At 67.8% G+C, this 14,531-nt stretch carries 13 protein-coding genes; 5 read left to right on the top strand and 8 right to left on the bottom strand.

Annotated elements, in window-relative coordinates:
- Positions 1-74: 74 nt before the first annotated feature.
- Genes J2X09_RS07105 through J2X09_RS07095 form a run of 3 tightly spaced genes read right to left on the bottom strand, consistent with a single transcriptional unit; the run spans position 75 to position 3,623 of the window.
- On the bottom strand, positions 75-1,130 hold the full coding sequence (locus J2X09_RS07105) for an ABC transporter permease (RefSeq protein WP_204732435.1): 1,056 nt from the start codon (positions 1,128-1,130) through the stop codon (positions 75-77).
- Positions 1,117-2,661: an ABC transporter ATP-binding protein gene (locus J2X09_RS07100; protein WP_204732436.1), complete on the bottom strand. Its 1,545-nt coding sequence runs from the start codon at positions 2,659-2,661 to the stop codon at positions 1,117-1,119. Before J2X09_RS07100 ends, J2X09_RS07105 begins: the two co-directional genes overlap by 14 nt.
- A 26-nt stretch (positions 2,662-2,687) precedes the next feature.
- A complete protein-coding gene (locus tag J2X09_RS07095) occupies positions 2,688-3,623 on the bottom strand; it encodes a LysR family transcriptional regulator (RefSeq protein WP_374726485.1) in 936 nt (311 codons plus the stop codon).
- A gap of 103 nt (positions 3,624-3,726) precedes the next feature.
- Between J2X09_RS07095 and xdhA the strand changes: the two genes are divergently transcribed.
- Positions 3,727-5,226: a xanthine dehydrogenase small subunit gene (gene xdhA, locus J2X09_RS07090; protein ID WP_204732438.1), complete on the top strand. Its 1,500-nt coding sequence runs from the start codon at positions 3,727-3,729 to the stop codon at positions 5,224-5,226.
- Positions 5,223-7,625: a xanthine dehydrogenase molybdopterin binding subunit gene (xdhB, locus tag J2X09_RS07085; protein ID WP_204732439.1), complete on the top strand. Its 2,403-nt coding sequence runs from the start codon at positions 5,223-5,225 to the stop codon at positions 7,623-7,625. Before xdhA ends, xdhB begins: the two co-directional genes overlap by 4 nt.
- Positions 7,626-7,651: 26 nt before the next feature.
- Here xdhB and J2X09_RS07080 read toward each other — a convergent pair whose 3' ends face one another.
- Positions 7,652-8,479, bottom strand: a complete 828-nt coding sequence (locus J2X09_RS07080; RefSeq protein ID WP_204732440.1) for a DUF72 domain-containing protein — start codon at positions 8,477-8,479, stop codon at positions 7,652-7,654.
- A 218-nt stretch (positions 8,480-8,697) separates the two neighbouring features.
- Here J2X09_RS07080 and J2X09_RS07075 point away from each other — a divergent pair, with 218 nt between their 5' ends.
- The 3 genes from J2X09_RS07075 (at position 8,698) to J2X09_RS07065 (ending at position 10,271) form a co-directional block, all read left to right on the top strand.
- Positions 8,698-9,222, top strand: coding sequence for a DJ-1/PfpI family protein (locus J2X09_RS07075; protein ID WP_310307855.1), 525 nt, complete (start codon positions 8,698-8,700; stop codon positions 9,220-9,222).
- A gap of 112 nt (positions 9,223-9,334) precedes the next feature.
- The gene (locus tag J2X09_RS07070; protein ID WP_204732442.1) at positions 9,335-9,910 is read left to right on the top strand and encodes a mechanosensitive ion channel family protein; all 576 of its coding nucleotides are present in this window, start codon (positions 9,335-9,337) and stop codon (positions 9,908-9,910) included.
- Between the two features lie 61 nt (positions 9,911-9,971).
- A complete protein-coding gene (locus tag J2X09_RS07065; protein WP_204732443.1) occupies positions 9,972-10,271 on the top strand; it encodes a hypothetical protein in 300 nt (99 codons plus the stop codon).
- A gap of 33 nt (positions 10,272-10,304) precedes the next feature.
- Here the strand turns inward: J2X09_RS07065 and J2X09_RS07060 are convergent, their stop codons facing one another.
- The 4 genes from J2X09_RS07060 to J2X09_RS07045 all read right to left on the bottom strand — a co-directional run bounded on the left by J2X09_RS07060 (position 10,305) and on the right by J2X09_RS07045 (position 14,438).
- Positions 10,305-11,426, bottom strand: a complete 1,122-nt coding sequence (locus tag J2X09_RS07060) for an MBL fold metallo-hydrolase (RefSeq protein ID WP_204732444.1) — start codon at positions 11,424-11,426, stop codon at positions 10,305-10,307.
- A gap of 132 nt (positions 11,427-11,558) precedes the next feature.
- On the bottom strand, positions 11,559-12,392 hold the full coding sequence (locus J2X09_RS07055) for an SAM-dependent methyltransferase (RefSeq protein WP_204732445.1): 834 nt from the start codon (positions 12,390-12,392) through the stop codon (positions 11,559-11,561).
- A complete protein-coding gene (locus J2X09_RS07050; protein ID WP_204732446.1) occupies positions 12,389-13,762 on the bottom strand; it encodes an APC family permease in 1,374 nt (457 codons plus the stop codon). Before J2X09_RS07050 ends, J2X09_RS07055 begins: the two co-directional genes overlap by 4 nt.
- 124 nt (positions 13,763-13,886) lie before the next feature.
- The gene (locus tag J2X09_RS07045) at positions 13,887-14,438 is read right to left on the bottom strand and encodes a glycine zipper 2TM domain-containing protein (protein ID WP_204732447.1); all 552 of its coding nucleotides are present in this window, start codon (positions 14,436-14,438) and stop codon (positions 13,887-13,889) included.
- Between the last annotated feature and the right edge of the window lie 93 nt (positions 14,439-14,531).

Here is a 14,531-nt window from a genome sequence, read left to right as displayed (position 1 = left end):
CGCCCCTAGGGTGGCTTGCACCCCCTTGGGGGGCAGTGAATACACGAAGTGATGAGCGTGGGGGTTCACGCTTCTCATTTTTTCCAGACCAGGCGGTAGGCGATCAGCGTGTCGCAGGCCAGCAGCGCGAACAGCAGCAGGCCCTGGAACACACCGGTGATGGACTTGGGCAGGCCCAGTCGCGACTGCGCAAGCTCGCCACCGATGTAGAACATGCTCATGAGAATGGCCGAGAACACGATGCCCACCGGGTGCAGCCGCCCCACGAAGGCCACGATGATGGCCGCGAAGCCGTAACCCGCTGGCACATACGGTGTGAGCTGGCCAATCGGGCCCGCCACTTCCAGCGCACCGGCCAGGCCCGCCGCGCCACCCGAGGTGAGCAGTGCGATCCACAGTGCCTTGCGCGACGAGAAGCCGGCGTAGCGCGCGGCCGCAGGTGCCAGCCCGCCCACCAGTTGCGCGTAACCCGAGTAGGTGCGGAACAGGAAGATCCACACCGCCGCCACGCCCGCCAGCGCGAGCAGCAGGCCGATGTTCACGCGCGAGCCGCTCATGAGGCGCGGGATCTGCGTGACCGCTTCGAAGGTCTTGGTCTGCGGGAAGTTGTAGCCGCCCGGATCCTTCCAGGGGCCATAGACCAGGAAGTTCAGCACCTGGACGGCCACGTACACGAGCATCAGGCTGACCAGGATCTCATTGGCATTGAAGCGGTCGCGCAGCAAGGCCGTGATGCCCGCCCAAAGCATGCCGCCGAGCACACCGGCGGCCAGCACGGCGGGCACGATCCAGGGACCGGTGGTCTTGTCGGCCGTGAGCGCCACGCCGGCCGCGAAGATCGCGCCGATGATGTACTGCCCCTCGGCACCAATGTTCCACACGTTGGAGCGGAAGCACACTGCCAGACCGAGCGCGATGATGAGGAGCGGCGTGGCTTTCACCATGAGTTCGGACAACGCATAGGTGCTCTTGATCGGTTCCCAGAAGAACACCTGCAGGCCACGCACCGGGTCCTTGCCCAGCACGGCGAACAGCATGACGCCGATCACCACGGTGATCAGCAGGGCCAGCAGCGGCGAGGCATAGCCCCAGCGCGCTGAGGGTTGGGGACGGACTTCAAGCCGCAGCATGGGCGGTCTCCTCTTTCTTGTGGTGTTGCGGTGCGGTGTCCCACAGGCCCGACATCCACTCGCCGATGCGCTCGATGGTGGCATCGGCCCGGTCCAGGCTGGGCGACAGGCGCCCCTTGGCGATCACGTGCAGGCGGTCGCTGATCTCGAACAGCTCGTCGAGCTCCTCGCTGACCACCAGCACCGCGCAACCGGCGTCGCGCAGCTTCAGGATCTCGCCACGGATCTGCGCCGCCGCGCCCACGTCCACGCCCCAGGTGGGCTGGCTGACGATCAGCAGCTTGGGCTTGGCCTCGATCTCGCGACCGACGATGAATTTCTGCAGGTTGCCGCCCGAGAGCGACTTGGCCGCCGCGTCCGGTCCGTTGGCCTTCACCTTGTAGCGGGCGATGATGTCCACCGCCTGGGCCTTCAGCGCGCCCACGCGGATCCAGCCGCCCGCGCCGAGCGCGTCCGTGCGCGAAAGCAGCAGGTTGTGCGCCAGCGACAGCGTGGGCACGGCGCCACGGCCCAGACGTTCTTCCGGCACGAAGTGCTGGCCCTGCGCGCGCCGGCGCCCCGGACCCGCATGCGACACATCCTGCCCGCCGAGGCGGATGCTGCCCGCGGGCGCACGGCGGTCTTCGCCCGACAGCGCGTAGAGAAGTTCGCTCTGCCCATTGCCTGAAACACCCGCGATGCCCACCACCTCGCCCGCGCGCACGGTGAGCGCGACGTCGTGCAGGTGGGTGCCGAAGGGGTCGTCGCTCTGCAGCGTCAGACCCTTCACCTCCAGCACCGCCGCACCAGCGTGCAGTTCGCGCACCTCCAGCGCGGGCGGCTCCGCGCCGATCATCAGGCGCGAGAGGGAGGCGTTGCTCTCCTGGCGCGGGTCGCAAACGCCCGTGACCTGGCCGCCGCGCAGCACGGTGCAGGCCGTGCACAGCTCGCGGATTTCGTGCAGCTTGTGGCTGATGTAGAGGATGCTGCAGCCTTCCGAGGCCAGCTTGCGCAGCACCACGAAGAGTTTCTCGACCGCCTGCGGCGTGAGCACCGAGGTGGGTTCGTCCAGGATCAGCAGCTGCGGGTTGGTCAGCAGGGCGCGGATGATCTCCACCCGCTGCATCTCACCCACCGAGAGGGTGTGCACCGGGCGCGAGGGATCGATGTCCAGCCCGTACTCGGTCGCCTTGGCGGTGATGCTCGCGCTCACCTCGGGCAGCGTGAGCGACTTGTCCAGCCCCAGCCAGACGTTCTCGGCCACGGTGAGGGTGTCGAACAGGCTGAAGTGCTGGAACACCATGCTGATGCCCAGTGCCCGGGCTTCCTGCGGGTTGCGGATGTGCACCGGTTTGCCGTTGAACATCACCGATCCCTCGTCGGGCTTGACCGAGCCGTAGATGATCTTCATCAGCGTGGACTTGCCAGCGCCGTTCTCGCCCAGCACCGCATGCACCTCCCCGGGCTGCACGGTGAGCGAGACGCCGCTGTTGGCCACCACCCCCGGATATCGCTTGGTGATGCCACTGAGTTGCAGTCGTGTCGTGGTCATGGGTCTCCTTGTCGTCGCGTGTGCGGTCAGGTATCGGCGTCGGACCGCCTCAGCGAGGCGGCCACACCCTTGATTTGTTCGCGCAGCCAGCGCCCCGCCTTGGAGGCATGGGTGCGCTCGTGCCAGAGTTGGTAATACATCATCCGGGGGAAGTCCACCGGGCAGGGCAGCACCTGCACCGGCAGCGTGGGGGTGAAGCGTTCGCAGTACTGGCGACCGGTGGTGAGTACCAGCAGGCTGCCGGCGACCATGGCGGGAATCAGCCCGAAATGCGGGCAGCGCGCGGTGATGTTGCGCACCAGACCCAGCGTGGCGAGGTGTTCATCGACGAAGCCACGGGCGCCGGGATGGGTGGGTGTGGGTGCAATGTGCTCCGCCCCCAGCCAGGCCTCCACGTCCCAGCCCCGACGCACCGCCGGATGCTGGTTCGACACCAGGCACACCACCTCGTCGCCGAACAGGCGGCCCAGGTGCAGGTCTTCCGGTGGCTGCTTCCAGTTGCCGATGACCACGTCCACATCGCCTTGCGCCAGGTGGTTGCGGTAGTCGGAATCCCTCGAGAGCGGATGGATATCGATGGGGCAGTTCGGCGCCTGGCTCTTAATCTGGGCCACCAGCTGCGGCAGGAACAGGGGGTCAAGGTAGTCGCTGGCGGCCATGCTGAAGCTGTGGCGGGCCGTGGCCGGATCGAAGCTGCGCGCATCGGAAAACATGACCTCGGCACTGCGCAGGATGTCCGCGGCCGGTTCGATCATGCGCAGACCGGCCACCGTGGGCACCATGCCCGAGCCCGAGCGCACCAGAAGGGGGTCGCCCGCCATTTCCCGCAAGCGCTTGAGTGCCGCACTGACCGCCGGCTGGTACATGCCCAGGCGCAGCGCCGCGCGCGACACGCTGCGCTCGGTGAGCACGGTGTGGAGCACGCGAATCAGGTGCAGATCAATCTTGTCGAACATGGACATGTATTTCAAACCCTTGTCATATGCAGGTGAATGGTGTTTTGGGCATTTTGGACATATGGCCGAGCATATGTTGTGCCATGGGGTCGGCGCTATGCTGGCACGCATGAGCACCGAAATATCCGCACAAACCCTGACCTTCCTGCGCCGCGGCCGCCCCGTGACGCTGGACAACGTGGCCCCCGACCGCACCCTGCTGGAGGTGCTGCGCGAAGACCTGCACTGCACCGGCACCAAGGAAGGCTGCGGCGAGGGCGACTGCGGCGCCTGCACCGTGGTGCTGGGCGAGGCGGTGGACGGTCGGCTGGAATACAGGGCGATCAACAGCTGCATCCGGCTGGCGCACTCGGTCGAGGGCCTGGCGGTCTGGACCGTGGAGGACCTGGCCGGCGACGACGGCGAACTGCACCCCGCGCAAGAGGCCATGGTGCAGTGCCACGGCAGCCAGTGCGGCTTCTGCACCCCGGGCTTCGTCATGAGCCTGTTCGGCATGTACCAGAACACGAAGGGCGGCCAGGGCATCGACCGGCCCCGTGCGCAGGCCGACCTGTCGGGCAACCTGTGCCGCTGCACCGGCTACCGGCCCATCCTGGATGCCGCGCAACAGATGGGCGACCTGCCCCTGCCCAGCGGCTGCGGCGTGAACGAAGCCGCCACCGTGGCCGCCTTGAAAGCGCTTCCGAACAAGAAGAAGGAGGCCACCACCTACCTGCGCCCCACCGCCCTGACCGAACTGCTGCAGCTGCGCACCGCCCACCCCCAGGCACAGGTGGTCGCCGGTTGCACCGACGTGGGTCTGTGGGTCACCAAGATGCACAAGCGCTTCGCCCAGGTGCTCGACGTCACTGCCGTGCGCGAACTGCGCCGGGTGGAGGCCTACCCTCACCACATCGCCATCGGTGCGGCCGTGACGCTGACCGACGCCTACGCCGCCCTGGTGAAAGAACGCCCCCAGCTCAAGACCTTCGCACAACGTTTTGCTGGCCTGCCGGTGCGCAATTCGGGCACGCTGGGCGGCAACGTAGCCAATGGCTCCCCCATCGGCGACTCGATGCCCCTGCTCATCGGCCTGGGTGCCAGCGTGGTGCTGATGCGCTGGGACGCGAAACGCCGCGCCGTGGCCCATCGCGAGCTTCTTCTGGAAGACCTCTACACCGGCTACCGCACCAATGTGATGCACCCGGACGAACTGCTGGCCTGGATCAAGGTGCCCCGGCCCACGGCTGGCGAGCACTTCAAGGCCTACAAGATCAGCAAGCGCTTCGACGACGACATCTCTGCCGTCTGCCTGGCGATCCGTACAACGGTGACGAATGGCGTCGTGCTGGACGTGTCCGTCGGCGCGGGCGGTGTGGCCGCCACCCCGGTGCGCGCGCGCCAGACCGAAGCGGCCTTGCGCGGACAGTCCTGGACCGCCGACACCGTGATGGCCGCCGTGGCCGCGCTGCGCGCGGAGTTCCAGCCCATCTCCGACATGCGCGCCAGTGCCGCCTACCGCCAGACCGTGCTGGGCAACCTGCTGCAACGGTACTGGCTGGAGAGCCAGGGCCTGCAGCACATCAACCTGGACACGCTCAACGCGGCCACGCTGGAGGCACTGGCATGAACGCACGCGATTCCAACAATCCCGCCACCGCACCGGTGGTGATCTCATCCCGCGCCGACGCGGTCGCCCCGGCCGCCGAGGTGGCCGAGGTCCGACCCGCCACCTCCGTGCCACCCGCCAGCCCGCGCGCGGCGGGTGTCTCACGCTTCCACGAAAGCGCTCGCGCCCAGGTGGCAGGCGGCGCGACCTACATCGACGACATTCCCGAAGTGCGCGGCACCCTGCATGCCGCACCGGTGTGTTCGAACGTGCCGCATGGCCGGCTGCGCGGCATGGACGCCACCGCTGCGCTCGCGGTCCATGGCGTGCGCGGCGTGTTCGGCGCGAGCGACATTCCGGGCGACCCTGTGCTGGCCGCCTTCGCCCACGACGAACCCGTGTTCGCCGGGGAAACGGTGCAGTTCACTGGCCAGGTGGTGGCGGTCGTCGTGGCCGACGACGTGATGACCGCGCGCCGCGCGGCGCGACTCGTCAAACTCGACATCGAGTCCCTGCCCGCCGTGCTCTCGGTGCACGAGGCCCACGCGCTCGAGAGCTACGTGCTGCCACCGGTGCATGTGAAACGCGGCGACGCCGCCGCGGCCCTGGCGCGCGCCCCACGGGTGCTGGAAAGCACCTTCGAGATCGGTGGCCAGGAACACTTCTACCTGGAAGGCCAGATCGCCTATGTGCTGCCGCTCGAACAGAACCAGTGGTGGGTGTACTCGAGCACCCAGCACCCGGGTGAAGTGCAGCACTGGGTGTCGCACGCGCTGGGCATCGACAACCACGCCGTGACGGTGGAGTGCCGACGCATGGGCGGGGGCTTCGGTGGCAAGGAAACGCAGGCCGGCCACCTCGCGGTGTGGGCCGCTGTGGCCTCGCGCAAGCTGCAACGCCCCGTGAAGTTGCGGCTCGACCGCGACGACGACTTCATGGTCACCGGCAAGCGCCATCCCTTCGCCTATCACTACCGCGTCGGCTTCGACGAGACCGGCCTGCTCTGCGGACTCGACCTGGAGATGCTGGTCAACTGCGGCTTCAGCGCCGACCTCTCCGGCCCCGTGGCCGACCGGGCCATCTTCCATGCCGACAACGCCTACTTCCTGGAAGACGTGGCGATCTCCAGCTACCGCTGCAAGACGAACACGCAGAGCCACACGGCGTTCCGCGGCTTCGGTGGCCCGCAGGGCGTGATCGTCATCGAGCGCATCCTCAGCGACATCGCACGCGAACTCGGCGTGGATCCGCTGGACGTGCGCCTGCGCAACCTCTACGGCATCGAAAGCCGCAATGTCACCCACTACCAGATGAAGGTGGAGGACAACATCCTGGAGCCCTTGATGACCACGCTGGCCGGCACCAGCGGGTACCGCCAGCGGCGCGAGCAGATCACCGCCTGGAACGCACAGAGCCCGGTGATCAAGAAGGGCATTGCGCTCACGCCCGTGAAGTTCGGCATCAGTTTCACGGCGACCCTGTTCAACCAGGCCGGCGCGCTCGTCCACGTGTACACCGACGGCAGCGTGCAGGTGAACCACGGCGGTACCGAGATGGGCCAGGGCCTCAACACCAAGGTGGCCGCCATCGTGGCCGACGAGCTCGGCATTCCGTTCGAACGCGTGCTGTCCACGGCCTCCGATACCAGCAAGGTACCGAACGCCAGCGCCACCGCGGCCTCCAGCGGCACCGACCTCAACGGCCGAGCCGCCCAGTTCGCCGCCCGCAACGTGCGAGACAACCTGGCCGCGTTCGTTGCGGGGCTCGACCTGTGCGGCGCGGGCGCGGTGAAGTTCGAGGGCGGCCAGGTGATCTCGCCCACCGCCACCCGAACGTTCGAGGAGGTGGTGCACGCGGCCTACGCCAACCGCATCCAGCTCTGGAGCGACGGCTTCTACCGCACACCCAAGATCCACTACGACAAGACCACCCTCACCGGCCGGCCGTTCTACTACTTCGCCTATGGTGCGGCGGTCACCGAAGTGGCCATCGACACACTCACGGGCGAGAGCCGCGTGCTCAAGGTCGACATCCTTCACGACGTGGGCCACAGCATCAACCCGGCCATCGACATCGGGCAGATCGAAGGTGGCTTCGTGCAGGGCATGGGCTGGCTCACCACCGAGCAACTGGTGTGGAACGCCAAGGGCTATCTGGCGACCCACGCACCCAGCACCTACAAGATTCCCGCCACCGGCGACATCCCCGAGCACTTCAAGGTCGACCTCTGGCCCGAGGCCAACCGCGAGGACAACGTGCACGGCAGCAAGGCCGTGGGCGAGCCGCCGTTCATGCTGGCCATCAGCGTGTTCGAGGCGTTGCGCGATGCCGTGGCACAGGCCGGCGGTCGGCCTCAGGCGATGAACGCGCCCGGCACGGCCGAAGAAGTGTTGAGGGCGACCAGCAGCTTCGCAGGCTGACAGCCATTGGCCGCCGGGACATCCCATCAACCCTGAGCCAGCCGCGCGATCAGGGCCATGGCCGCCGCGGGTGCCCTCTCCTTCGCCCCACTGATGAAGTACATGAACACGTCGCGCAGCCCGGCTTTCTTCTTGCCGGGCGCTTCCACCCGTGGCACCTCGGCCGGTTCGCCACCGGCGGCCCAGGTCTTGGCGGCTTCGGCCCAGCGGTCCAGCGCCCTGGGCGCGTAGCCGGTCTTCACGGCCGGGTCGGTGCGCATGAGGCGGGCGTAGACGAAATCGCCCGTGAGGTCGGCGAACGAGGGGTAGTCGTCCGAATCGGTGAACACCGTGGCGCAGTGGTGCTTGCGCGCGAGCGCGAGGTAGGCCGGGTCCATGAAGCTCTTGTGCCGCACATCCAGCGCGTGGCGCAGGGGCAGGCCGTCCACCTCGCGCGGCAGCAGTTCCAGGAAAGCCTCGAAGTCCACCGGATCGAAGGCTTTCGTCGGTGCGAACTGCCAGACCAGCGGCCCGAGTTTGGGACCCAGCTCACTCAGGCCACTGCCCACGAAACGTTCGATGGACTCACCGGCATCGGCCAGCACCTTGCGGTTGGTGGCGAAGCGGTTCGCCTTCAGGGAGAACACGAAGCCTTCAGGCGTTTCGTCGCGCCACTTGGCGAACGTGGGTGGCTTGAAGGTGCTGTAGTAGGTGCCGTTGACCTCGATCGCGGTGAGTTGCGTGCTGGCGTACGCGAGCTCTTTGCTGTGCGCAAGCCCCTTGGGGTAGAAGTTGTCGCGCCAGGGTTCGAACGTCCAGCCGCCCACGCCCGAACGCACCGCGCCCGACGATGCCCTGGTGTTGGCCATGTCCATCTCCTTCAAGGAACAGGAGTGCCACTCTAGCAAGGATGCCCCTGACATGCAGGGTCTCCCACGGTTTGAGCGCCGGGTCAATCTTGCCGACGATGTGCCCGGCGTGCAGCAAGTCTTGCCTCTCCAGCCGCCAGCAACCGCCTGGCTTTCGGGTATGCGGATTGCCCCTGCTCGGGGATTCCGGTCCTCCCGACCGCCACCCCCGGATGAAAGTCTCCATGGCCCAGCTCCCCCCCACACTGCAACGTGCCCTGCTCGCAGGCGACCACTCCATCCGCGCCCGAAAGATCGCCATCCTGGTCGCCCACGGCGTGGAGGGTCAGAGCGTGGCCGGCGTGCACGCCGCCCTGCTCGCCATGGGAGCACACCCCTGCTACGTCGCCCCACGCATCGGCCCGGTGAAGACAGCGGACGGTGTGTTCATCGATGCCGAGGCCTCTCTGGAAAACGAACCCGGTTTCCTGTTCGACGCCATGGTGCTGCCTGATGGGGTCACCGGTGTGCAGGCACTGGACCGCGACAGCCACACACGGGCGTTCATCCGTGACCAACACGGCTGCGGCAAGGCCATCCTCGCCATGCCCGCGTCCCTGGCCTTGCTCGACGCGGCCGGCGTGTCCACCACCCTGCCCTCCGGCCAGCCCGACCCCGGGGTGGTGATCGGCCACGACATCACCGCCTTCATCCGCGCCGTCGTGCGCTTGCGCCACCCCGAACGGCACGCCGCACCGCCCACGCACTGACCACCTTCAAGGGGCTGCGCAAGGCGCCCTGCGCCGGTTTGAACACCTGCCGCGGGCCGGGTGCCCCGCATGCGCATAAGCTAGGGTGTTTTCCGACCCTGTCCGTTCGCCCATGAAAGATTTCCTGCCCGACTACGCCCACCCGTTCATCGACGTCATCACCATCGCACTGCAGATTGCCCTGATCATCTTCGTGGCCCTGCTGCTGCGCTCGGTGTTGCACCGCCTGATCAACCGCATCGCGGCAGACAAGCAATTGCCCCTGGAGTTCGCGGTGGGTGGCCGCCGGGTGGTCACTTTCCTGCTGCTCGGCGCGGCCCTGCTGCTGGCAATGGACCGCGTGGGCGTCTCCGGCATGGTGATCTGGACCGGCTTCACCGGTTTTGTCACCGTGGGGGCCATCGCCTTCTTCGCGGCCTGGAGCGTGCTCTCCAACATCTTCTGCGCGGTGCTGATCTTCACCTCCCGCCCGTTCGGCCTGCGCGACCGCATCGAACTGCTGGAGGGGGGCGACAAGCCCGGGCTGGCCGGCGAGGTGATGGACATCAACCTCATCTACACCACGCTGCGCGAAGACACGCCGGCCGACGCGGAGCCTTCCTACCTGCGCGTGCCCAACAGCCTGTTCTTCCAGCGCACCACGCGGCTGCGCACGCGCGAGTCGGTGGTGCGCTCGCTGCTCGACTGAAGGCCGCCCCGACGGACGGCTTCAGTACAATCGCCGACCTCCCAATTCCGGCCTTCGTCCCATGCAGTACTCCGTCTCGCACCACAAGCTCAAGCTCATCCTCGCCGCCCACGGCCTCAAGAGCGGCGATGCCGGCGGCATCGATCAGCTGTTCGGCGGCAAGGACGGTTACTACTGGTTCGGCACCCTGCGCGACCTCTGCCCCGAGGGCAAGACCCTGTCGTGGGAAAACCAGTACGCCATGGTCAACGCGATCCAGGCCCATGAGAACGCCACGGCCGAAGAAGACGAAATGAAACCGCAGGTGCCCAGCGCGGCCAACATCGCCGCGCTGTCCAAGCTGCTGGCAGATCCGATCTGAGCTGAGCCGCCGCGAGGCCGCCCGAGCCTCCATTCAGTCGAGAGGCCAGGGCAGATCGCGCTGGAGGCCCGGCACCTCCAGGGGTTTTGCGCCGGTCCTGCCCATGGTCCCGGGCGATCGCCACCAGGGCGCGACGGGGGCGAGGTGAGCCGGCTCCACCGCCTCGCCCAGGCGTGGCAACAGCAAGGGCGTATCCCGCGTCCGCGAGAGCTCCAGCAGCGTCTCCACCGGTTCGTCCCAGGCGTGCATGGCCAGGCTGAAGGTGCCCCAGTGCACCGGCAGGAAGGCGCCACCACCCAGCAGGGCATGCGCCCGCAGGGCGTTCACGGGACCGAGGTGGATGTCGCCCCAGGAGGGGTGGAAGGCCCCCACTTCCAGCATGACCAGATCGAACGGCCCCAGCCGCTCGCGAATCGAGAGGTACTCGGTGGTCAGCCCGGTGTCGCCGCTGAAGAAAACGCTGTGGCGGTCGGTGCGCATCACCATGGACGACCACAGCGTGGCGTTGCGGTCCTTCAGGCCGCGCCCGGAGAAATGCTGCGAGGGCGCCGCCGTGATGGTCAGCCCCGTGCCCGGCACCGGATGGCTTTCCCACCAGTCCAGCTCGGTGATGCGCTCGGCCGCCACGCCCCAGGCCTGCAGGTGCGCGCCCACGCCGAGCGAGGTGACGAAGGGCACCTTGCTGTGGCGTGCGAGCGCGCGGATGGTGGGGTAGTCCAGGTGGTCGTAGTGGTCGTGCGAGATGACCACCACATCCACCTCGGGCATCTGTCGCAGGCGCAGCGGCACCGGCTGGAAGCGCCGGGGCCCGAGCAGCCGGAACGGCGAGGCACGCGTGCCCCAGACGGGGTCGGTCAGCACACGGTAGCCATCGATCTCGATCAGCACCGTGGAATGCCCCAGCCAGGTGGCGCGCAGGCCACTCTGGGGCGGCCGGCCCCATGTCTCGCGAGGGTCGATCGAGGGCAAGGGCGCATCGGGTGTCCGCCGGTCGCCACCACTGAGAAAGTCGCGCAGCGTGGGACGTGGGGCGGTGGTGTCGCGCAGACCCGGCAGCACCGGATACACGTTGCGAAAGCCTGTGCCATTCCACAGGGGAGACGCGCGCATGCGCTCCAGCCGCAAACCCTCCGCGCGCCGGCCAAAGGTGTTCATGGCAAGGTCCTTCCAGCGTCGGCGCGGAGCAAGGGGTGGGGTCGGGTCATGCGGGTCTGCGTGGGTTGGGCCAACCCGAAGTCTCCCGGCTTCCCGTCGCCTGCGCAAGCGCCTGGCGCGCCGGCCCCTGCGTCAACCCGGGTTCACGGCACGCCAGGCGCTGGCGCCGTCGTTCACCGAGCCGTGCATGCGGCCGCGCGTGACCTCGCCGACATAGCGGTCCGCCCCCACGATGAAGCGGATGCGTGTGCCATCCATGCGCGCATCGCTCACGGCCACGATTTCACTGCCACGCCTCAGCGTGCCTTCCAGCATCTGGAAGGTCTGCTTCAGCACGAGTTCCCGGCCATCCGCCAACCGCCAGGTGCCCTCCACTTTCGCCGGCACCGTCCACTGGTAGGCCTCGCAGTAGGTGCGGCAGTTCTCGGTGACCTGCTGCGTCTGGTCGGGCTGCCAGTCGCCCAGATCGAACGAGTTGGAGACGATGCGCGTGCCGGGCTTCATCGCCAGCAGCGTGGGGCGCAACTGCAGGTTCAGGTCGGGCAGCAGGAACATGGTGATCACGGTGGCCTTGGAGAAGTCCGATTCGAAGATATCGGCCTTCTCGAAGGTGGCGCGCGTGGCCACGCCCTCGGCCCGCGCCGCGCGTTGCGACAGCGCCACCAGGTCGGGGTTGTATTCAATGCCGTGCGCGGTGGCCCCGCGCTTGGCCGCGGTGATGACGAGACGCCCGTCGCCCGAGCCGAGGTCGATGAGGTGGTCGCGCGGCGTGAGCTTCGCCATCTCCAGCATGCGGTCGACCAGGCTCTGTGCGGTCGGCAGCCAGATCACGTCCTTGCCCGCCTGTCCTTCCTTGGGCACGTAGTCGGGTGGGGTGGCGGGGGCGGTCTGCGCCCAGGCCGGGACGGTGGCCCAGGCGCCCAGACACAGGACAGCGGCACTGAGGGTGGATCGAAGAGCGGTCATGGCGAATCTCCTGGTGAATGGGAACTCGTGAGCACAGGGGCCTCGCACGTGGCCGTGGAGTCCTTGCAGAACAGCATGGGCACACCCGCCATCAGCACCCCCAGGCCGGCCCACGCGGCATGGCCGGTGTGCAGCACGCTGGCATGCAGCATGTACAGGCAGGTGAGGCAGAACACGATCGGGGTCAGGGGATAGAAGGGCACACGGAAAGGCATTGCACGGTGCGGATGCCGCCAGCGCAGCACGAACAGCGAGCCCCCCACCAGCAGCAGGAACAGCCAGAACACCGGCGCGGTGTAGTCGACCATGGCCTTGAAACCATCCGGTGTGAACGCGCCCAGGGCGATCAGCACCAGCGCCAGGCCGCCCTGCGCGATCAGGCCGTTGGCCGGCGCGCTGCCGCGGCCGTTCCACACGCCGATCCAGCGCAGCACGGCCACGTCCCGGCCGAGGGCGAAGAACACACGGGCGCCGGTGAAGAGCGTGGCGTTCAAGGTGGCGATCGCGGCCACCACGATGGCCAGCGTCACCAGCAACTCGCCCGACGGGCCGGCCGCCGCACGCATCATGTCGGCCGCCACCGCGTCCGACGCGCGCAGGCCGTCGAGCCCGAGGATGGACAGCAGGGCCATGTTGGCCAGCACGTACAGCAGCACCAGCAGCGCGGTGCCCACGGTCAGCACCTTGGCAATGTTGCGTGGCGCGTCGCGCAGCTCGCCTGTGAGGTAGGCCGCATCGTTCCAGCCGCCGTAGGTGAGCAGCACGAAGATCATGGCCACACCCAGCGCGGCCGCTTCCTCCCGGACCGGCAGTGGCGCGGGAGCCACCACCCCGGCCGAGCCGAAGAAGCCGACCAGGATGATAGCGAGCATGGCGCCAAGCTGGATGCCGGTGACCGCGATCTGCAGGTTTTTGCCCGCCACGGTGCCCGCGACATTGACCGCCGTCAGCACGACCACGGCCACCGCGGCGTAGATGGCCGGCCCGAGCGGTCCCAGGGGTGCCGCCTGCGCCACATAGTCACCCAGCAGGAAGGCGACGATTGCAATGGAGCCGGTCTGGATGACGGTGCAGCGCGCCCACGCGAAGAGGCGCGCCACCGAACGGCCGTAGGCCTGTGAAAGGAAGTGGTATTCGCCCCCCACGTGCGGGTGCGCCGCCGCGAGCTCGGCGTAGCACAGCGCCCCGATCAGCGTGACCAGCCCACCAAGCAGCCAGACGAGGATGAACATCGCCTCGGAACCCACGCCGCTGGCCACGATGGAAGGCGTGCGGAAGATGCCGATGCCGACCACCAGGCCCAGCATGATCACCACCGCATCGAAAACCGACAGCTGCGCCGCGGGCTCAGGCCGCGACGGGTCCGCCATCGGGGGTCCTTCTTGTGTTGCTGCGCCTTGTCACGGCCGGGTCTCCTGTCGTCCGGTCAGCCGGACTTCGAGGATGGAACACCCCGGCCGTTCAGAGTTCCCGCGTCAGGCGGGAAAAATCGGGTCAGGAGCCGGCCGAAGGCGGCGGCGTGGTCACGACCTGGCCGTCCTTCACCGGCAACGTCGCGCCCGGTCGGAAGCTGGTGCGGGCCGTGTGCTCCTGACCGTCGAGGCGATACGTCACCTGGTAGCCATTTAACTTTTGTGACTTCTCGTTCACGGTTTTGCAACGGCGCTCGACCGAGGCCACCGTGTCCTTCTGCTGCATGTTCTTCTGCACCTGGTTGCCGGCGTAGCCACCGGCCGCCGCGCCCGCGACGGTGGCCACGGTGCGGCCGCTGCCGCCACCGATCTGGCTGCCCAGCAGGCCGCCGGCCACGCCACCAATGACGGTGCCCGCGATGCGGTGCTGGTCCTTCACCGGCGCCTGCCGCTGCACAGTGACGTTCTCGCACTGCTCGCGCGGCGTGACCACGGTTTCCATGACCTCCTTCACCGCGACCACCTGGGCTTCCTTGGGCTTGGTCAGCGCCTGGTACCCGGTGACGCCGCTGGCGCCGATCACGACAGTGGCAATGCCTCCAACCACGAGTCCCTTCATCATTGACTTGTCCATGGTGTTTCCATCCTTTCAGTTGTCAGACTTCGATGCCGCGCAATCTATCCCCGGCCCCGGCCGACTCTGTAACAAAGCGTGAAGCTGCAAACG

This window comes from Hydrogenophaga laconesensis, assembly GCF_031457235.1.
In the GTDB taxonomy this organism is placed as follows: Bacteria; Pseudomonadota; Gammaproteobacteria; order Burkholderiales; family Burkholderiaceae_C; genus Hydrogenophaga; species Hydrogenophaga laconesensis.
The sequence above is the reverse complement of the archived record's forward strand: the minus strand, read 5'-3'. Positions and strand labels throughout refer to the sequence as shown.